The sequence below is a fragment of the Hymenobacter sp. GOD-10R genome (assembly GCF_035609205.1).
Lineage (GTDB): Bacteria > Bacteroidota > Bacteroidia > Cytophagales > Hymenobacteraceae > Hymenobacter.
The window spans coordinates 6122574-6142754 of the sequence record NZ_CP141184.1 but is presented as its reverse complement, the minus strand read 5'-3'; the positions used below and the strand labels follow the sequence as shown (position 1 = coordinate 6142754).

The 20181-nt window shown below is 56.0% G+C and carries 14 protein-coding genes; 10 read left to right on the top strand and 4 right to left on the bottom strand.

The window, feature by feature from the left end:
• The first annotated feature begins 31 nt into the window (after nucleotides 1-31).
• The 7 genes from SD425_RS24460 (at nucleotide 32) to SD425_RS24430 (ending at nucleotide 10888) form a co-directional block, all read left to right on the top strand.
• Nucleotides 32-808, top strand: a complete 777-nt coding sequence (locus SD425_RS24460) for a hypothetical protein (RefSeq protein WP_324673272.1) — start codon at nucleotides 32-34, stop codon at nucleotides 806-808.
• Between the two features lie 188 nt (nucleotides 809-996).
• Complete coding sequence (locus SD425_RS24455; RefSeq protein ID WP_188812761.1) at nucleotides 997-1821, top strand: ATP-binding cassette domain-containing protein; 825 nt, start codon at nucleotides 997-999, stop codon at nucleotides 1819-1821.
• Nucleotides 1822-1991: 170 nt separating this feature from the next.
• Nucleotides 1992-2558 (top strand): hypothetical protein, encoded by a 567-nt coding sequence (locus tag SD425_RS24450; protein ID WP_324673268.1) that lies wholly within the window; start codon nucleotides 1992-1994, stop codon nucleotides 2556-2558.
• 151 nt (nucleotides 2559-2709) lie between these two features.
• Complete coding sequence (locus SD425_RS24445; protein WP_324673266.1) at nucleotides 2710-4068, top strand: sigma-54 dependent transcriptional regulator; 1359 nt, start codon at nucleotides 2710-2712, stop codon at nucleotides 4066-4068.
• A gap of 177 nt (nucleotides 4069-4245) precedes the next feature.
• A complete protein-coding gene (locus SD425_RS24440; protein WP_324673264.1) occupies nucleotides 4246-6057 on the top strand; it encodes a sensor histidine kinase in 1812 nt (603 codons plus the stop codon).
• Between the two features lie 379 nt (nucleotides 6058-6436).
• The gene (locus SD425_RS24435; RefSeq protein WP_324673262.1) at nucleotides 6437-7387 is read left to right on the top strand and encodes a UTP--glucose-1-phosphate uridylyltransferase; all 951 of its coding nucleotides are present in this window, start codon (nucleotides 6437-6439) and stop codon (nucleotides 7385-7387) included.
• 165 nt (nucleotides 7388-7552) lie between these two features.
• On the top strand, nucleotides 7553-10888 hold the full coding sequence (locus tag SD425_RS24430) for a UTP--glucose-1-phosphate uridylyltransferase (RefSeq protein ID WP_324673260.1): 3336 nt from the start codon (nucleotides 7553-7555) through the stop codon (nucleotides 10886-10888).
• A 189-nt stretch (nucleotides 10889-11077) separates the two neighbouring features.
• Here SD425_RS24430 and SD425_RS24425 read toward each other — a convergent pair whose 3' ends face one another.
• The 3 genes from SD425_RS24425 to SD425_RS24415 all read right to left on the bottom strand — a co-directional run bounded on the left by SD425_RS24425 (nucleotide 11078) and on the right by SD425_RS24415 (nucleotide 13770).
• The gene (locus tag SD425_RS24425; RefSeq protein WP_324673258.1) at nucleotides 11078-12109 is read right to left on the bottom strand and encodes a 5-methylcytosine restriction system specificity protein McrC; all 1032 of its coding nucleotides are present in this window, start codon (nucleotides 12107-12109) and stop codon (nucleotides 11078-11080) included.
• Nucleotides 12110-12217: 108 nt separating this feature from the next.
• The gene (locus SD425_RS24420; RefSeq protein WP_324673255.1) at nucleotides 12218-13519 is read right to left on the bottom strand and encodes an AAA family ATPase; all 1302 of its coding nucleotides are present in this window, start codon (nucleotides 13517-13519) and stop codon (nucleotides 12218-12220) included.
• Between the two features lie 122 nt (nucleotides 13520-13641).
• A complete protein-coding gene (locus SD425_RS24415; RefSeq protein ID WP_262490756.1) occupies nucleotides 13642-13770 on the bottom strand; it encodes a hypothetical protein in 129 nt (42 codons plus the stop codon).
• 167 nt (nucleotides 13771-13937) lie between these two features.
• Between SD425_RS24415 and SD425_RS24410 the strand changes: the two genes are divergently transcribed.
• Nucleotides 13938-14921, top strand: a complete 984-nt coding sequence (locus tag SD425_RS24410) for a Gfo/Idh/MocA family oxidoreductase (protein WP_324673251.1) — start codon at nucleotides 13938-13940, stop codon at nucleotides 14919-14921.
• A gap of 156 nt (nucleotides 14922-15077) precedes the next feature.
• A complete protein-coding gene (locus SD425_RS24405) occupies nucleotides 15078-16451 on the top strand; it encodes a hypothetical protein (protein ID WP_324673250.1) in 1374 nt (457 codons plus the stop codon).
• Between the two features lie 20 nt (nucleotides 16452-16471).
• On the opposite strand, the gene SD425_RS24400 is transcribed toward SD425_RS24405, so the two are convergent.
• Nucleotides 16472-18586, bottom strand: a complete 2115-nt coding sequence (locus SD425_RS24400; RefSeq protein WP_324673249.1) for a sigma 54-interacting transcriptional regulator — start codon at nucleotides 18584-18586, stop codon at nucleotides 16472-16474.
• A gap of 277 nt (nucleotides 18587-18863) precedes the next feature.
• Here SD425_RS24400 and SD425_RS24395 point away from each other — a divergent pair, with 277 nt between their 5' ends.
• Nucleotides 18864-20180, top strand: coding sequence for a TolC family protein (locus SD425_RS24395; protein ID WP_324673247.1), 1317 nt, complete (start codon nucleotides 18864-18866; stop codon nucleotides 20178-20180).
• The last annotated feature ends 1 nt before the right edge of the window (nucleotide 20181 follow it).

The following is a 20181-nucleotide window of genomic DNA, read 5'->3' as shown; positions in this document are numbered from 1 at the left end:
ACGTTCAGATTTGATAATTACTTCCTATTCCATGAAGACGCTTTTCACACCAAATGCCAATCCGCAGCGGCTGGTGTTTATGTCGATGGTGGCCGCGCAAGCCTTTGTGCTACTGTTGCTCTGGATGTTCTACCCGCTGCAACTCTTCCCGAGCCTAGGTGACGTATTCCGCTCCTTAGGCAGCCTGATTGCCGATCAAGGTCTCATTCAGGAGCTTTGGGCGAGCATGACAACGGCCCTACAATCTATTGCCATTGCCACGGTGCTCGCCCTGCTAATTTCTTACCTGACGGCGCTGCCCTTCTTCCGTCCCATTGCCTACGCGGCCACCAAGATGCGCTACCTGACGCTCACCGGTCTCACGTTCTTCATGGCCCTGATGGTCAGCTCGGGCCACGAAGTGAAACTCTCGGTGCTCATCTTCGGCGCGACGGTCTACCTCGTTACAGGCATGACCAGCGTTATCCTGACCACCACGCAAGAAGAAATGGACCACGCCCGCACCTTAGGTATGAGCGAGTGGCGCGCCTTCTACGAAGTGGTCGTGCTCGGCAAGCTCGATGAAATGCTGGAAGTTGTGCGCCAAAACTTCGCCATTATCTGGACCATGATTACGCTGGTCGAAACGCTGTACCAGTCGGAAGGCGGCATCGGCCTGCTGCTCTACAAGCAAAACCGCTACCTGCACCTGGATGGCGTAGTAGCCATTCAGCTAGTCATCCTAGCCACTGGCGCCCTGCAAGACTATGTGTTTGTGCTGCTCCGCCGCGTGTTCTTCCCCTATTCGTGGCTCGGCGCGGCTAAGTAACCTAGCTATCTATCACAAAGCACTATCGGTCATAAGGTTCTGTCATCCTGAGCTTGCGAAGGACCTAATGCCAATTGAACGAGTCATTGTTACATCGGCCGTTCTCACGTGAGAAGGTCCTTCGCAAGCTCAGGATGACAACGGGTTAGAATTGCCGGTTCACTCATTACAACAATCCCTCAAAAACCATGACTCCCTATTTCTATAAAGAACCCGTTCTCACGCTCGACAACGTCTCCATGTCCTTCGGCGGCGAGCTGGTGCTGCGCGACATCAGCGCCCAGGTGCTTGACGTGGTGCGGCCCAATATGAAGCAAGGGCAAGTGGTGGGCTTCTACGGACGCTCGGGCATTGGCAAGTCGGTGCTGTGCCGCATTATGGCCGGCCTCGTGGCCCCGACGAAGGGCACCGTGCAAGTAGGCGTGGAGCAAGAACCCGTGAAGCCGGGCGCCGTGGGCTTCGTGCAGCAGCGCTACCCACTGTTCAACCACCGCACGCTGGTCGATAACCTGCTGGTGGCTGCCGAGCGCAAGTACAACCCCGAGGAAGCCCGCCAGCAGGTGGAAAGCTACCTAGAGCGCTTCTGCCTCACGCCGCACCGCAAAAAGTACCCGGCCCACCTCTCCGGCGGACAGCGTCAACGAGCCGCCATTGCCCAGCAGCTCCTCTGCTCCGACCACCTCATCCTGCTCGACGAGCCCTTCTCCGGCCTCGACATCGCCATGATCGACGAGGTAAAAAAGATCATCGTGGAAGTGACCACCATGGACGAACTCAACACCGTCATCATCGTCTCCCACGACATCGTGACCACCACCGCCCTCGCCGACCGCCTCTGGCTGCTAGGCTACGAACGCGACGCCGCCGGCAACCTGCTGCCCGGTGCCACCATCAACCAGCAGCACCAATACAACCTCGCCGAGATGGGCCTAGCCTGGCACCCAAACGTGGAAGCCGAGCCGGAGTTCGCGCAGTTTGTGGAGGAGATTAAAGAAGAGATTCGGCGGAGTTAGGGAGGTGAAAATTGCACGATGTAGAGACGCGACACTTCGCGTCTCTTCGTTGAACGACTGAGGCGAGGGTTTACTTCTGGATAGCTATTTGATTTATCACCTACTAATAAATTTAACGATTATCGTTCAACGGCGAGACGCGAAGTGTCGCGTCTCTACAGTGGGTGTACATGATGGAAGATGCACATTATCAGGAAAAGTACCGAGTAGCTTCAACGCGGTTACTCGGCTATGACTATGGGCAAAGTGGAGCTTATTTCGTAACGATCTGCACAAAAAATCGCCAGCCTTATTTTGGAGCGATAGAAGTTCCTAATGGACATTGGGACGCCGCTTTCTTACAACCTAGTATGTTAGGTAGAAAAGCATTAGCGTGCTGGGAATTCATACCTCAACTTGCACCGTTTATCCGGTTGGATGCATTTGTGTTGATGCCTGATCATTTGCATGGTGTATTGCTGTTCGATAGAGAGGCACCAGAGAATAGTACACCTATACAGAATTACAATAACCGCTTTGGCTCTCAATCTCTAAACTTAGCATCTGTGTTGCGCGGATTCAAATCAGCCGTTACTACCTACGCGCGCCACAACAATCTCGAATTTGAATGGCAAGCGCGCTTTCATGACCGAGTCGTACGCAATCAACACGAACTAGAGCGCATCAGGGCGTATGTGTCCTCAAATCCAACCCGTTGGCAAAAAGAGTACGATAACGGAGAAGGCTTATTTCGCTGAACGCTTGTAGAGACGCGACACTTCGCGTCTCGCCGTTGAACGACACACCAAGAATGATCTAGGTAAACAACATCAGCAACGAGGAGACGCGAAGTGTCGCGTCTCTACATGGCAACGGACTATTACCTTCGCTTCAACTATTTCCTTTACTATGCCCACCGGCACACTCCTCCTCATCGACGACGAAGCCCGCTTGCGCCAGCTGCTAGCTAGGGTGCTAGAGCTGGAAGGCTACACGGTCGTGCAAGCGCCCGACGCCTACCGCGGCCTCGAACTGCTCCAACAGCACGCCGAGGAGGTGCTGGTCGTCATCTCCGACGTGAAGCTGCCCGATGCCCACGGCGTCGATCTGCTGCCCAAGTTTAAGGCCAAAGCTCCCGACGCGGAAGTGGTGCTGCTGACCGCCTTCGGCACCATCCCCGACGGCGTGCGGGCCATGAAGCAAGGCGCCTTCGACTACCTGACCAAAGGCGACTTCGAGCAGCAACTCGTGGTGGTGGTGGAACGGGCCGCCGAGAAAGCTAGATTGCGCCGCCGCGTGACCGAACTGGAAAAGAAAGTCGGTCAGCGCCACAGCTTTTCCTCCATGATTGGCGAATCGGCGGCGCTGCGCAAGGCCCAGAACCTAGGCGAGCAAGTAGCCCCCACCGACTCGACGGTGCTGCTGGAAGGCCCCACGGGCTCGGGCAAGGAGCTGTTTGCGCAAGCCATTCACCAAGCCAGCGAGCGGCGGCTGAAGTCGTTTGTGGCCGTGAACTGTAGCGCCTTCCCGAAGGATTTGTTGGAATCGGAGCTGTTTGGCTACAAGAAAGGCGCTTTCACCGGCGCCCTTACCGACAAGAAAGGCTTGCTGGAAGAAGCCAACGGCGGCACGCTGTTCCTGGACGAAATCGGCGAACTAGAGCTAAACGTGCAGGCGAAGTTCCTCCGGGTGCTGGAGTTGCAGCAGTTCACCAAGCTCGGCGACACCAAACCTAGCTCCGTGAACGTGCGGCTCGTGGCGGCCACCAACCGCAACCTCAAGCAAGAAGCCGCCGAAGGCCGGTTCCGCCCCGATCTGTACTACCGCCTCTCGGTGTTTACCATCGACGTGCCGCCCCTCAAAGCTAGGCCTTCCGACGTGCCGCTGCTAGCTAACTTCTTCCTGCAATACTTCGCGGCGAAGCTAGGTAAGCGCCTGCCCGGCTTCGAGCCCGAGTGCCTCCGTCTGCTCCAACAATACGAGTGGCCCGGCAACGTGCGCGAGCTGAAGAATGTGCTCGAACGCGCTGCCATCCTCGCCCTCCCCAACGAACCCCTCAACGCCGACCTGCTGCCCGACGAATTCCATGCCCGCGCCCGTCCCGTCCGCCTCGACGGCGACGACGAGAGCCTGCGCGCTGTGGAAGCCCGCCACATCAGCCGCATCATGCTCGATTTGCAAGGCAATAAGCCGGAAGTCGCCAAGAAGCTAGGTATTGGCCTAACGACGCTCTACCGGAAGTTGCAGGAGTATGGCATTGAGAGCTAGGTAGTAGCTTACTCGTCTTACTCTACAGAACGTCATGCTGAGCTTGCCGAAGCATCTCGCGTGCGGTCGTCTGATTACTATTGCAATGTGTCAGCACGCGAGATGCTTCGGCAAGCTCAGCATGACGTTCCTTTACTACTTGACAGACAGAAACTCTCATTTTCTGAGTCGCCCATCATGTCTCTAAAAACCAAAATTCGGCTGAGCATCCTTACTATGCTGGGGCTGTTGCTCGGGCTAGGTGGCTATGCTTTTTTCACCATTCAGCAACTGGAAGGGGGCGCCCGCGCTATGCAGCGGCGCAACTTCTTCTCCGTCGAATATGGGCAGCAGATGCTGCTGGCGCTGGAGCAAATGGAGGAGCAACCCGACTTAGCGGCGCCGATAGAGCAATTTCGGCGGGCACTGACCCGCGAAGCCACCAACATCACCGAGACGGGCGAGGTAGAGCTAGTGGATTCGCTGACGCAGAACCTAGCTTACTACCAACGCTTGCTGGATGCCCAAGCTCCGCTTGCACAGCGCTGGCCAACGTTGCGACTATTGCGTGCCCAAACGCACCGAGTGGTCAGCCTCAACATAAAATCATTTAACGCCGAAACCCAACGCGCAACTACTTCGGCAGCAGGAGCACGTCGCTCGGTGCTGCTTGTGCTAGGGTTGAGTGCGCTGCTGGGTACTGCCTTGGTCGTGCGCTTACCGCGCATCTTGGTGCGCCCGCTTCGCCGCCTGACGGCCCAGGTGGAAGATGTAGCCGGGCCGGGGCCCGCCACGCGAGTAGCCGTTAGCAAAGAGGATGAGCTAGGTAGCATGGCCGAGGCCGTGAACCGGGTGCTAGTGCAAGCCCAAGACGACCGCCGCGCCACCCGCGCCGAGCTGATTACAGAGCGCAACCGCATGGAAAGCATCGTGCAAAGCCTGGATGAAGGCCTGTTGCTTGTTGATCAGAACCGAAATATTTTGTTGGTCAACAAGGTAGCTTGTGAACTGCTAGGGCAAACAGCGGAGCAGCTGGTAGGCTATTCGGCGGAGGAAGTGGCTCGTGAGAACGAGTTGCTAGGTCGCGTGCTAGCGCCGCTGGACCTACCGCCCCAGGCCGACCCAGCGAAGTTGTCGCCTGTGTTTACTTTGTTTTACAACGGGGAAGAGGCGTATTACCGCTTGTCGGTGCATCCGATTGTTTCCTTCAATGAGGCGGTGCAAAAGACAGAGTTTGTGGGGCACATCCTGTCGTTGCGTAACATCTCGGAGTTCAAAAAGCTAGACCAAGTGAAGTCGAACTTCCTGGCCACCGTGTCGCACGAGTTAAAGACGCCGCTCGCGAGCATCAACCTGAGTTTGATGTTGTTGCAAGATGAGCGCACCGACGTAGCCGAGCGCCAGCGCATTGCCAGCGGTATCCGCGACGAAACGAAACGACTGCTAGGTATGGTGACCCAACTGCTTGATGTGGCCCGCCTCGATGCCGGTGCTGGCATCAAGCTCAACGTGCAAACCGTGGCAATGGCCGACGTGGTGCGCTACGCCACCGAAACCGTGCGCCCCCAGCTCGAAGACAAAGAGTTGTGCCTCGAAATTCAGGTTTCGGATAACCTGCCAACCGTGCACGCTGACCTGGAGAAAACGACGTGGGTGCTGATCAATCTGCTGTCGAATGCTATCCGCTACTCGCCGCACCGCGAAGCATTGATTATCAAAGCGGTGCAGTGGGGCGATATGGTACGGCTGAGCGTGCAAGACCACGGACCGGGCATTTCGAGCCAATACCACAAACGCATCTTTCAGCGCTTCGCGCAAGTACCCAACCCCGGCGGACAGCGGGGCGGCTCGGGCCTAGGTCTCAGTTTGTCACGCGAATTCATCACGGCGCAGGGTGGGCAGCTGTGGGTAGAAAGCGCCCCAGATCGTGGGAGCTTGTTTCTATTCACGTTGCCTCTGGCTGTGCAAGAAGCTGCTGTGGAAGTAGTTGATGAGCGTGAGTATGAGTAAAGCCAGCGCAAGAGATAAGAGCCCGTCCTGTTGAGCGAGCCGTTTAGATCAATCCAAGTAGTTCCTAGGATAAGATCTAGATCATAACTCTGGTCTAGCACTGACCGGATACTGTAGGCTGAGTACGAGGATTGACCAGGTAAAACAGAGCATCGAGCTTAAACAGGCGCATCTCCTTATTAAAGTAAAGCCATATTCCTGCTAACGGCTTACAAGAGCTAAGTTTTTACCGTTTCTTTGTCATAAGGTGGGCTAAGTGCCAGCGCTAGAAAAGCTAGCAGTCAACCTAGGTTGTACAAATCCATCAACGACAGAAATAGCAGCGGTTAGCTTCGGCAATGCCTGCGTGCTCTAGAAGCTTAGTTATCAAATAACCAGGATGAAAGTTAAAAAAGCAGTCATTACCGCGGCGGCTCGCGGCGAGCGGTTGTATCCAGTAGCCGATACCATTCAGAAGGCTATGCTGCCGGTCATTGACGTGGATGGTTTGCACAAGCCCGTCATTCAGATTATTGCCGAGGAAGCGCTAGCCAGCGGCATTGAAGAAATCTGCGTTATCTGCGCACCCGGCGACGGCGAGCGATACCTGAGTGCCTTCGGCTCGTTGCGCGACAATCTGGTGAAGTCCTACAAAGGCAGCGACTGGGCCAAGGATGAGGCAGAGAAAATTGATAACCTGCTCAATCGCATTCAATTTGCTGAGCAGTCGGAGCCGTTGGGCTACGGCCACGCTATTTATTGCGCACGCGAGTTTGTGGGCAACGAGCCCTTCCTACTGCTACTCGGCGACTACCTCTACGTGTCGGATGTGGCGGGCAAACGCTGCGCCGCGCAATTGCTGGAGCTAGCTTCGCAGGCCGAGTGTGCTGTATCGGCCGTCAACCCGACCATTGAGCATCAAATTGGGCGCTACGGTACGCTCACTGGCAAGCACTTGGCCGGTGAAGTTGGTATCTATCAGATCGATAAGATCATCGAAAAGCCATCCTTGAGCACTGCCGAGCTAGAGTTGCAAACGCCGGGTCTGCGGGCGGGTTATTACCTCTGCTTCTTCGGCATGCACGTGCTGACGCCCACTGTGTTCGAGATTCTGCAAAAGCACATCGAGCAAGGCGGCACCAACATTCTGCTCACGCCCGCTTTGCAGGAGCTAGCCGCCACCGAAAAATACCTAGCCCTCGAAGTGAAAGGTAACCGCTACGACCTAAGCCGCCGCCAAGGCCTGCTCCGCGCCCAAGTGGCCCTCGGCTTAGCCGGCGAAGCCCACGACGAAACCCTGACCACGATGGTGGAGCTGCTGGCCGAAGCAAACAGCCGCAAGTCGAAGTAGGCTTTATACTAAAGCCCGTCATGCTGAGCTTGTCGAAGCATCTCTACCGTCAAAGTAGATGATTACCATTGCGGTAGAGATGCTTCGACAAGCTCAGCATGACTTTCTATTAAAATAAAACTGTGGCCTTACCCGCACGGGTAAAAGCAAAAAGCGCCAACCAGTATGAATGTCTTTATAGAAACCATCGTTTCGACTGACTCCGCCAAGCGGGACCGGTCGTTTTACGATATCAGTAAGCAGTTGTCAGCGAAAGAGTTGCTGGCAAACTTGCGGGAGCTGGACGAGTTCCGCAAGACGACACCTAGCTTGTACGATAAGGTGCGCGCCATCCTGTTCTTGTACGCGGGCTTCCGGTTTTTCCTGCAAGAATCGAAGGAAGTGCCAGCTGTTGGGCGTATCTCATACGCTGGCTTTGAGGATTTGCTAGGTCGCCGTTTTGAGCACGCTATCAGCACGTTCCTGCACGAACTGGATATACAAGGACCGAGCGCTACGCTGTTCAGCGCCTTAGCCGATAGCTACCACCACCTGTCGTTCCAGATCTTGGCCGACCAGGTGCGCAAGAGCGTGCGGTCGAGCAAGGGCAATCAGTGGATGTTCCGGGTCGGCCACCAAGCCGAGCACCCGATCCGCATTCACCCGAGCCTGTTAGAGCGGCCTGATGGCTCGTTGTTCTACCCCATCCTGCACGAGCAAACCTCCGTGCGTATGGACCTCACGCACAGTGGCTGGTCAGACATCTTCTTCCTAGGGATGGATTACCCGGAGGGCGCCCGCGTCATCAACCTCTCGATTGACCTAGGGGTCTTTGGCCGCGATAAAGACATTCGGCCCCCGCTGAATGCTTACGTGCGCGTCATCCCCGAGCCGGTGCTGCGCGTGACCAGCATCGACCTGAACACAAGCAAGGACATCACCGACCTAGCTGACCTGTTCAACTTCGGCAATGACTACCTGAGCTTGGTGAAGGCTGGTATCATCGCCTCGGGTCTAATTCCGCCATCCTTTGAAGGCACAAACCAATCCTTGCCCGAAATCCTAGCTCGCATGGTAGCGCCAGGTATGGGTATCGAACTGGTAACCAAAGTAAACGACATTCCAAAAGGCTCGCGCTTTGCCGTTTCGACCAACCTGCTCGGCTCTATTATTAGCTTGCTGATGCGGGCTTCGGGCCAAACCAAAAATTTGGAAGGCGGCCTCGATGAATCGGAGCGCCGCCTGGTGGCCTCGCGCGCTATCCTAGGTGAGTGGATTGGAGGCTCAGGCGGCGGCTGGCAAGATTCGGGTGGTGTGTGGCCGGGCATCAAGGCCATTCAGGGCACCTTTGCCCAGCCCGGTGACCCTGAATTTGACATCAGCCGCGGTACGCTGCTGCCCCGCCACCGCGTGTTGCAGGGCGAGGAAGTGCACCCCGAAATGGAGGAACGCATCATGAATTCGCTGGTGCTCATGCATGGCGGTATGGCGTCCAACGTGGGTCCCATCTTGGAGATGGTGACGGAGAAGTACCTGCTGCGTGGCACGCGCGAAACCTTAGCCCGCCAGCAGACCAACGAGATTTTTGATAACATCTTAGGTGCCATTCGCGAAGGCGACATTCAAAAGCTAGGTGCTAACACCGCCCGCAACTTCGAAGGTCCGATCAAGACCATCATTCCGTGGGCATCCACCTTCTTCACCGAGGAATTGATCCGCAGAGCCAAAAAGCGCTTCGGAGCTGATTACTACGGCTTCCTGATGCTCGGCGGTATGTCGGGTGGCGGCATGGGCATGTTCGTAAACCCCGCCCATTACGAAGACTACAAAGTGCGGGTACTGGAGCTACTGCGCGAAACGAAGAAAGAACTTTCTGACTCGCTGCCCTTTGCCGTCGAGCCGGTAGTGTACAACTGGAACATCAACCCGAAAGGAACCTGGAGCACCTTGCGCACCGGCACCGACGCGCTGATGCCGGAGCAATACTACGCCATTCAGGTGTCGGACTTGGTGAAGAAGGACCCAGCCACAATTTCCTACGTGCGTCGCGCCGAAATCGATTTTTTCACTACGCACTGCGAGCAGAACAACCTCGCTTATCCGCTGCTGCGGACCATCGTCAGCAACCTGTTCAAGGTATCAGACCCGAGCACGCAGGGCAACCGCGGCACCGAAAACGAGAAGGCCGACCGCATCAAGAAGGAAAACGGCTTCGACTACGTGCAGCACGAAGACCTGCGGGAAGAGCTACAAAAAGGCCGCATTGGCTTGTCACGCAACCGTTTATCGGCCGAAACGACCATCGAAGACGTGAAGCCCGGCGACGTAATACAGCTAGACGAGTTGCCGGATGTGACGCCGCGCGGCGAACATGCTATTCGGACGGGCAAAGTGGCCGTGATGAGCCTAGCTGCCGGCGTGGGCAGCCGCTGGACTAAAGGCGCAGGTGTCATCAAAGCCTTGAACCCCTTCGTGGAAATCGACGGTCGGCACCGCAGCTTCCTGGAAATTCACTTGGCCAAAACACGCAAGGTGGCCGAGCAGTACAACGCAGTGATTCCGCACATTGTGGCCACGAGCTACCTCACGCACGAACCCATTCGGAAGAAGCTAGCTTCGAACCAGAACTACGGCTACACCGGCCCGGTACTGCTGTCGGAGGGTCGCTCGATAGGTCAGCGCTACGTGCCGATGGAGCGCGACCTGCGCTTCCTGTGGGAGGAAATGCCCCAGGAAACCCTCGACGAAAACAAGCAGAAAGTGCGTGAAGCAGGTCGGCAAAGCATGATTGCCTGGGCCAAGGGCAAAGGCGAAGGCTCCGACTACGTGGATAACATTGCTGCCCAACGTTTCTCGCCCCTAGGTCACTGGTATGAGGTGTCGAACCTGCTGCGCAATGGTACGCTGGCCCGCTTGCTCCGCGAGCAGCCGCAGGTACAAACCATTATGCTGCATAACATTGATACCCTAGGTGCCGATGTGCACGCTGCTGCCCTCGGCTACCACTTAGCTGCTGGCAACGTGTTGACCTTCGAGGTGATAGCGCGCCGCATCGAGGACCGTGGCGGCGGGCTCGCCCGCGTAAACGACCGGGTGCGTCTGCTAGAAGGCCTAGCCCAACCCCGTGAAGACGACGAGCTAGCCTTGAGCTACTACAACTCGATGACCACTTGGATTCAGATTGATCCGTTGCTAGCCCTTTTCGGCCTGACGCGCGAAGATCTGCAAACCGGCGACGACGCTCAGCTAGCCAAAGCGGTGCGCAGCGTTGCCCACCGCATCCCCACGTACGTCACGATCAAAGACGTAAAGTACCGCTGGGGCCACGGCCAGGAAGACATTTACCCCGTCGCTCAAATCGAAAAGCTGTGGAGCGATATGTCGGCCCTGCCGGATGTGAAGTGCGGCTACATCGTAGTACCGCGTCAGCGTGGCCAACAGATGAAAGACCCCGCCCAGCTCGACTCTTGGGTAACGGATGGCAGCAAAGACCACATCGTTTCCCTGGGTGTGTTTAGCTAAGCAGCAATAAATTAAACGCTACAACTAATAAGCTCCCCTCCTTTTTTAAGGAGGGGTTGGGGTGGTTCAGCTAGAGTTAGAAACCTAGGGCTAAAAGCTAGTTCTAGTCTTTCGTTCTACAATCTTAACCACCCCCAACCCCTCCTTAAGAAAGGAGGGGAGCTTTTCGTTCTGGCTTCGATCTATGAACTAGCTTATCAGCCCTAACAAATCACTCGCAATGCCGGGCCACGGCTGATTCAAGTCCAGCGTGACGATGCGGACGGGGTGACCACCTAGAGTATAGCGTAAGTCGACTTCCTGAGTAGCTGCCGGGTATAGCAAAATGCCTTCGAGTTGTTGCCCGGCTTCTAAGGGTTGATTTTGAAGGTAAGCGTAGAGCTGGTACAGGTGCGGCGCAATAAGCCGCTGCCGGTCATAGCGCTGGCGCAAGGCTGTGGCGTAGTACTTGGTATCCAAGATGATCTTGCGCGCCGCAGATTCCAGCGTCGTGTCGGTAATCATACTAGGAAGCAGGTGCATGGCCTCAGGCTGCTCCGCGGCGGCTTGCCAGGCAATGGTTTCGGATAGCACCCGAAACTGCCGCTGCTCGTGGCGGTAGAAGTTGCGCACAAACGCTTCGAAGAGCTGCGCCATGAGGCGCTCGTCGCGGCGGAAGTCGCGGAAGCGGGTACGGCCGGCGGTATCCACCTCGGGCAAAGCGCTGTGGTAAATCAGCTCGCAGACGTTGAGCAGAAAGCTCTCAGGGCCGCTCAAGCGCTGGCGGCGTACCTGCCGAAGCGTGTGCTGGGTGAAAGGCGCGGGTGCTAGGCTAGCCGGAAATCGACTACGCAAAAGCCGTAGCTCATGCCGTTGGGTGCTGGGTAGTAAATGGCTGCGCATCAACTGCTCCACGGTGCCGAGCAGCAACCGATTAAACGCCGAATCAGGACCTAGCTCATCGTAGGCACATACGGCGCGACCGTGGCGAAGCAAGTCGCGGTGCAGGGTAGGGGTGAGCAGCAGACGGCCACGGAGCGCTTGTACTTCTTCCTGGCGCTCAGCGTACGTGTTCTTCAATCCTTGCCGCAGCAGGCGGCGCGCACCTGTGAGCAGTACCTGCGCTAGCAACTCCAGCGGCCGGTGAAACTCCGTTGGCGAGGTAGTTACTAGCTCGTCGCGCTCCGGCAGGCGGTTCCAGGCGTAGCAGAGCAGGTAGTACAGGTTCTGAATGGGAATCATAAGCGGTGTAGCGCGAAGCTCCCGCTTCGCGCGTCGTTGAACGATTGTCGTTGAACTTCACGCACGCTAGTCGTTCAACGATGCGCGAAGCGGGAGCTTCGCGCTACATCAAGCACCAGCTAGCAACCGCTTCTTATGAGCCGCTGCTTTGGCCGGTTGGTCAAGCCAGTAATCATCTAAGAGTGGCGCAATTTCCTGTTCCAAAATCAGCGTGAGCCACGTGTCAGCGGCACTTGCGTCAGAGGGTGGCTGGCAGAAGTAGCTGTGGCCAATCTGGAAGTCAGGACCTAGCTCCGGGTCGTCGACTATGGCTCGGTTGAGTTCTTCCATGCGCGTTATCAAGCGGTGAATAACCCCTTCAGGGACATCTCTTGATGCCAAAGCATCCTGCAAGCGAGTACCGAACTCTGGTTGTAGCGGCACAAAAGCGAAGCGCCGCCGTAAGGCGTAATCCAGCGGAGCCAGGGAGCGGTCGGCGGTGTTCATCGTGCCGATAACAAACACGTTTTCCGGCACAAAAAACCTAGGTTCATTGGCTGCCGCGTACGGCAAACGAACCGCGTGCGCAGGGCCGCGCTTATCGGCTTCGAGCAACAGTAGCAACTCGCCAAAAATCCGACTCAGATTACCCCGATTGATTTCGTCGATTAATAAAAAATACGGCTGTTCAGGATCAGCGGCGGCTTTCCGGCAGAAGTCGAGCAACACGCCGGGCGTGAGGCGGAACGTGCCTTTGCCGTCGGGTCGGAAGCCTTGCACAAAGTCCTCGTAGCTGTAGCTGGGGTGAAACTGCACCAGCTCGATGCGCCGCGCATCGGTGGCACCTAGCTCCAGCCAGGCCAATCGTCGGGCCAAAAAGGTCTTGCCGGTGCCGGGCGGGCCTTGCAAAATCAGGTTGCGCCGACGGTGCAAGGCGGCCAGCGCGTTATCGAGCTTCTCTTCGGTGATAAACAGCTCTTCCAGCGCCGTGGTGCGGTTGTAGGGCTCAGCGGGTGCGGAGCCGTACGAAGGCGCCGGTTCGTGCACTTCGGCGGTAGCGGCTGGTGCTAGCTTGGATGGCGTAGCAGGAGCTTCCACGGCCGGGCCCGTGTACAAGTCGCGCATCGCTTCCTGCGCTGCTACGTCGCCATCGAGCGGCGAATTCGCCAGCGTGGGGCGTTTGGCAGCCACCGTGAAGTCTAGCTGTTCGAGCAGATCATTGGTGGGCGCGCCAGCAGGTAGCGGCCAAGTAGCATCGGGCTGGTCGGTGGCCAGGCGGTAGGCTAGCTGCACCACCGGCCGCGGCGGATAGCGGCGGCCCTTGTACACCAGATCGTACACCGTACTAAGTCGCAGCTGCAAGCCTTCACGCTCAATGTGGCGGATAGCGCGCAGAACATGGTCGCGGGTGAGCTGAAAAGGAGCTGGCATTAGAGGTAAAAGTACAGCTAAAACAGCGGCAGCCGCTAGAAAATGCCCGCTTGTGCTACAAAAGAAAAGCGCTGATTGAGCTAGCCTAAGCTAGCCCAATCAGCGCCTATGCGCAGCGCATCTTACTTCTGCTGCGTGGTTTTCTTTTTGCCGTCGGGCTTATCCTTCACGGTCGTTTCGTTGTCTTTTTCTTTGTTCTTGGTGGCCGGGTCTGTGTGCTGCGGCGTAGTGGGGGTGCTGGTCTGAGCCATGGTAGTGGGTGAAAGGTGGGTTAAGGAAGGCCCTTGCCCAACCGGGCAACGGTACTGATCAGTTTGTACGGATGCGCGCCCATCCTGGCTAGCTCGACCGAAGAATAGCTGTGCGGTCAACCCCAATCTTTTGCCTTTCTTGCCGCTTCATCACTTGCACTACCGCCATGCGCACGTTCAACTGGGGCATTATTGGACTGGGACGAATTGCCCACAAGTTTGCCGAAAACCTAGCTTTGCTGTCCAACGCTCGCCTCTACGGTGTGGCTTCCCGCAGCGAAACCAAAGCCCAGGAGTTTGCCACCCAGTTTGGTGCCGCGCATGCCTGCGGTAGCTACGAAGAGCTACTAAAGCTACCCGACCTAGATGCCGTGTACATCGCCACGCCCCACTCCGAGCACCACGCCAACACGCTGCTGTGCCTGCGAGCCGGTGTGCCGGTGCTGTGCGAAAAGGCCTTTGCCCTCAATACCCAGCAAGCCGCCGAAATGATTGCCACGGCCCGGGAGCAAAAAGTATTTCTAATGGAAGCGTTCTGGACGCGCTTCTTCCCGGCCGTCAAGGAAGCGTTGAAGATCGTGCAATCTGGCGAGCTAGGAGAGGTAAAGCATATCGTGGCTGATTTCGGCTTTAAAGCGCCATATGACCCCGAAGGCCGCCTGTACAACCCAAAGCTGGCCGGCGGCAGTCTGCTCGATATTGGTGTGTACCCACTGTTTATCAGCAAGCTCCTACTCGGAAATCCGACAGAAGTAAAAGCCGTCGCCACGTTCGCCCCGACGGGAGTAGATACCAACTGCGCCATGTCCTTGGCGTATGCCAACGGCGCCACGGCGAGCCTGTTCTCAACCGTAGTAGCCCTAACCGACACGGCCTGCCGTATCTACGGCACCGAAGGAAGCCTGCGCCTCAACGGCCGCTTTCACGCCCCTGATGGCGTCACAGTGTACCACGATGGCGAAGAGCCTAGGGTTATCGACTGTGAAAAGAAAGGCTATGGCTATTACTACGAAGCCGAGCACGTGCAGGAATGCTTGGAACAAGGCTTGTTGGAAAGCCCGCTGCTGCCGCTGGATTTTAGCCTGGAACTCATGCAGTTGTTAGATCAAATTCGGGAGCAAATAGGTCTGCGGTATCCGGGCGAGAGCTAGGTGCGAGTATATACTGTTTGGCTGGCGTCGCTTCACTAAATAGTAATACGCGTACTAAGCTCAACTTTCTGTATCTAGCCAACAGGAAATAGAATTACGACTGCATTCAGTTGAGCAATTAGTGCTCTTGTTACTAGCTAGCTTTTAGGCGTTTTTATGAAGAATGGTATGCTGCTCCTGTGGGGGCTGTTGCTGCTTAGCGTGGGTACCTATGCCCAAGGTGTTCATTTTGAGAAAGATTCGTTAGCCCAAGGGCTTCGCAGAGCGCGGCAAGAAAATAAGCCAGTCTTTGTGCTAGTGGCCCCACCCGCGCTACCACCCAACGCATCCAAAGAGTTGCAAAAAAGCCGGCTGGAGCCAGGCCTGAACGCGCCTGAAGTGAGCAAGCAACTGAATGCGCGTTTTCTCAATTACAGAGTGGCGTTTGATACACCCGCAAAGGCACAATTGGCGAAGCGCTACGCCATTTCGATGTATCCAACCTACTTGTACCTAGATACTGATGGGACGTTGCTCTACCGAGCCTGCTGTACCTCCTTGGACCCCCAGCGCTACCTCAAAGACCTAGAAAAATTTGAAGCAAAGCGAAATGACCCGAATAATCTAAGCCATTTGCGGCAGCAGTACGAGCAAGGCAAGCGTGATGCTGCTTTCCTGAAGCAGTATATCACGCTGCAACAAGAAACGGGTGTTCCGATTGAGCAAGAGTTGCTGGACGCGTACGTGAACGAATTGCCGGTCAAGGCCTTCGATTCGTTTTCTGAGGTGCTTTTTGTGTACGGGAAGGGGCCAATTGTAGACAGCAAGGCCTACAAGATGACCCGTTTGAATCAGAAGCTAATCGATAGTTTGTACAAAACGCTGCCTCTTCCTGAACGGGTGAAGATCAACAACCGGATTATCAGCAATACCATGCAAAAGGCCATTGCTAGCAAAGACCGGATCTTGGCCAATAGAGGCGCCGACTTTGCGCGAGGCAGCTGGACGAACAACCCCCAGCGTGGCTACCAAACGTACGAGCAGAACATGCTGAACTTCTACCGCGCAACCCATGACACGACCAGTTACCTGCGGCAGGCATCTATGTTTTACGACCGCTACTACATGACCTTATCGAATGATTCGGTGCAGGCTAGGGCAGTGCGCGAGCGGGCTGCGCGAATGGCGCGTATGCGCAATGCTGCCTCAGCTACGAGCAGAGATTCAGCGGCCAATAGCAAGCTAACGGCCGCAACGGTTGCTCCTAGCTCCTTTGTAGTAGAGCTAAACAGTGCTGCTTGGGAAGTATACAAAACCGGCACGCGCACCACTCAGTATCTAACCAAAGCCCTAGCATGGAGCAAACGAACGATAAGCCTCGATCCGCACGCCTACAACTACGATACGCTCGCTCACCTGCTATACCGCCTACAATTCTTCAGCGAGGCAGAAGCCATGCAACAGCAAGCTATTGCCCTAGCTGAAAAGGAGCGTACCGATCCTACGCAATACCGGAAAGAGCTACAGAAAATAAAAGCGCGGCAACTGTAGCAGCCTGACCTAACGCATTGCTATTCCACGCCCACCGTCCGCCGAATACCTAGCTTTTTCATGCGAGCCTCTAGGGTTTTGGCGTTGATGTCTAGAAGAACCGCTGCGCCGTTCGGGCCACTCACCCGGCCGCCGGTGCGCTTAAGCGCCGCCAGAATATGGTCGCGCTCCTGGTCACGTAGCGTTTTGATAGCGCCGTGATCGGGGAGAGGGATGGGTGGTGAAGCCTGCGCCGCTGCCGCCGAGAAGCCGGCGAACTCCAAGAAGGGCCCGGTTGAGACGATAACCGCTTGCTCTAGCACGTGCTCTAGCTCCCGGATGTTACCGGGCCAGCTGTACTGCTGCATCGCGCGCAAGTCTCGCTCGCGCAAGCCACGTACGGGTTTGGCCATCTTCTTCGTCAGCCGCTCCAAGAAGAATCGAATAAGGGGCTCAATATCCTCAGGTCGTTCGCGCAGGGCCGGCAGCTTGATGGGAAACACGTTGAGGCGATAGTACAAGTCGGCGCGGAAATGGCCAGCCGCTACTTCGTCTTCCAAGATGCGGTTTGTGGCCGCAATAATGCGAGTGTCGGTCTTGATAACGCGCCGGCCCCCAATTCGCTCAAACTCCTTTTCCTGCAACACACGCAGCAGCTTGGCTTGCAAATCGAGTGGTAGTTCACCGATTTCATCCAAGAAAATAGTGCCACCATCAGCTAGCTCAAACTTACCGATGCGTCGATCCACTGCCCCCGTGAAAGCACCTTTCTCGTGACCGAATAGCTCGCTCTCAATTAGTTGGGCTGGTAAGGCTGCGCAGTTAAGTTTGATAAGGGCACGGTCGCGGCGCGGCGAGAGGTTATGCAAGGCGCGGGCAGCTAGCTCTTTGCCAGTACCCGTTTCGCCCGTCACTAGCACCGTGGTATCGGTGGGCGCTACTTGCTGAATACGCGTGAGAGCGGGCTGCAAAGCGGGGCTATTGCCAATGAACTCGCCGAAGTTGGCCGTGGTGTTAATTTCGTCCATCAGGTAGGTCCGTTCCCGTTCTAGCTGGGCTCGCAGGCTCTCGATCTGCTCGAAGGCAAATAGGTTTTGCAGAGCCAGCGTGATCTGGGGTACCAGGCCCATAATTAGCTCTAGGTCTTCTTCAGTGAAGCTGCTGTTCTGGCGGCTTGATAAGATGAGTGCAGCCGCTCGGTCGTCTTGTACCCAGAGAGGTGCCGTCATAATGGAGCACGTACCATACTGCTGCCGGATCTTATCGAACAAACGATAGTCTTTGGCTAGGGCCGCAAACTTCTCATCGGAGTACAGCGCGGGCTGCACGAACAGCTCGAAGGCCTCGGCTTCCATTTCGTTGTAGTTGGGTACGTCATTCCAGCGGTTCGGGTCGAGCGGCTCAAAGGTGCCATCTGCTTCTTTGCGTAGCTCAACGAGCGCCTCACGGTTGCCACCCTGCCGCCGGATGCGCACCCCAAAGTAGTCGTAGGGCACTACCCGGTTTATCTCGGTGGCTACCCGCTGGAAAAGCTGCTCCCGCTCCTTGATGGTAAGCAGGGCATTGTTCACGGCCAGCTGAATGGTCTTTTCTCGTTCGCGCCGTGCAATCTCTTCAAAGGCGATTGTATTGCTGACGGCCACGGCTACTAGGCTACTGATCTTCTCTAGCAACCTCACGTCAGCATCACCGAAGCTAGGGTGTTTGCGCGATGCTAGGCACAGCAAGCCCACTTGCGTGCCCCCCGTGCGCATGGGCGCAATGGTAATGTAGTGGATGCCCTGCTCGACCATAAGGCAGAAAGGCGAGTCAGGATACTGATCCAGCACCTCTTGAATCTTGATGGTATGTACCTCGGGGTTGCGCAGGAAATATTCCGTTGCTGTTCCAGCTACCAAGCTAGGTGTTGTAACGCCTTTGTGGGGTAAGTTGGCACTGGTCAGGTAGTCACGGAGAAATAAGCGCTTGTAGCGCCCTTCCGGATCAAGCGTAACAATGACAATTGTATCGAAGGGGAAAATGAGCCGCAGCTTCTCCGTTACGATTTTAAACAGCGAATCCTTGTCGCGCGTCGTGGCAATGGCTTCGTTTAGATAAAGCAATAGCGATTCGTCTTGGTTAGACAAAGCAGGAGATGCAACTGGTTGAATTGCCATAAGTAGCTGCTATATGCTGAGTTAATAAAATGCTTTTTCGCCTAGCAAAGATACCATTTAAAAGGCTAATTTTCCTGATATTTAAGAAAAAATAGTTAGGATATTCTCAAATATCAGGAAAATTTAGACTCGTCAGTAGTGCTGGTAGCAGTGGATTAAAGAAATTTTAATAAATTATTTGCATGATTATCAAATACTTAAAAATAAAAATCCGCTGTGAAGTAACCGATGGCACAAGGTTAGGTAAGAGAAGAGCAACAACAAGTCGTACACTCGTATGCATTTTCGACCTCAACTTGCCGCACCACTTTTCGCCTTCAGCCTTCTGACGGCGGGTGTAGCACATGCTCAAACGGCCACGCCGGCCGATTCACTTACCCTCGATGCTACTATCCGTGCCGTCTTAGAAGCCAACCCGAACATCATGAGCTTGCAGGAGCAGGTGAATGCTGCACAAGGGCGCGTTGCTCAGAGCCGCACGGGTTATCTGCCCTATGTAACAGGAACTGCTACGTATACCCGCGTCGATCCGGTGGTAAAGCTGCCACTCGGTGACCAGGTGTTCCAGCTAGCTCCTAACAACAACTACGATACCCACATCACGGCCCAGTACATGCTGCTGGACTTCGGCAAGAATGCCGCGACCGTCAACGCCGCCACTGCCGCTGCTACTACGGTAGCCGACAACGTGGTGACAGGCCAGCGCGACCTCGCCTACGAAGCCGTGCAGGTATACTACTCCATCTTGTTCTTGCGCCAGGGAATCCGAGTGCAGGAGTCGCAAATTGCTTCGCTCCAGCAGCACCAGCGCGAAATGGAAAAGCGCGTGCAAGGTGGCGTGAGCACGCAGTTTGACGTGACGAGCACCCAGGTGCGCATCGCCCAAGCACAAGATACCCGCATCGATCTGCAAAATCAGCTGCACAACCAGCAGGCTGAGCTAGCTCGCTTGCTGCACCGCCCCGAGTACGCCGAAGTGCCCGTGCGGGGAGCCTTCACCTACAACCCGCAGCAGGTAGACGTGAATGCGATGTTCACGCAGGCCGCCGAAAATCGGCCTGAAGTGAGAGCCGCTCGCGACGCTGAAGCTGCGGCCACTGCCCAATTGCGACTGGTGGAGAAGAGCAATTTGCCTAGCCTAGGTGCACAAGCGCAGGCTGGTGGCAAAAACGGCTACGTGCCTCAACTGGATCGATTTCGTGCTAACTCGGTAGTTGCTCTGCAATTGGCAGTACCAATTTACGATGGTAACCGCAACAAGAACCAGCGGGTGGAAGCCACGGCTAACATCCGGGCTGCGCAGGCTCGCATCCAAGACACGCAAAACCGGGTGCGCTCGGATGTGCAGCAAGCAGTGAACAACATGCAGTCGAGCAGTGCCCGCTATGATAACTCAACCGTTCAGGTAAACCAAGCCACCGATGCTCTAAACCGAGCTAAGTCGCGCTACCGCTACGGTGTAGGCACCAACCTTGATGTGTTGGATGCTGAGACGCAGCTGGCGCAAGCCCGCCTCTCGCGCTTGCAATCTATCTACAACTACACCATCGGGCAGTACCAACTCAAGCGCGCCACCGGCGAGCAAATTTGGTAAA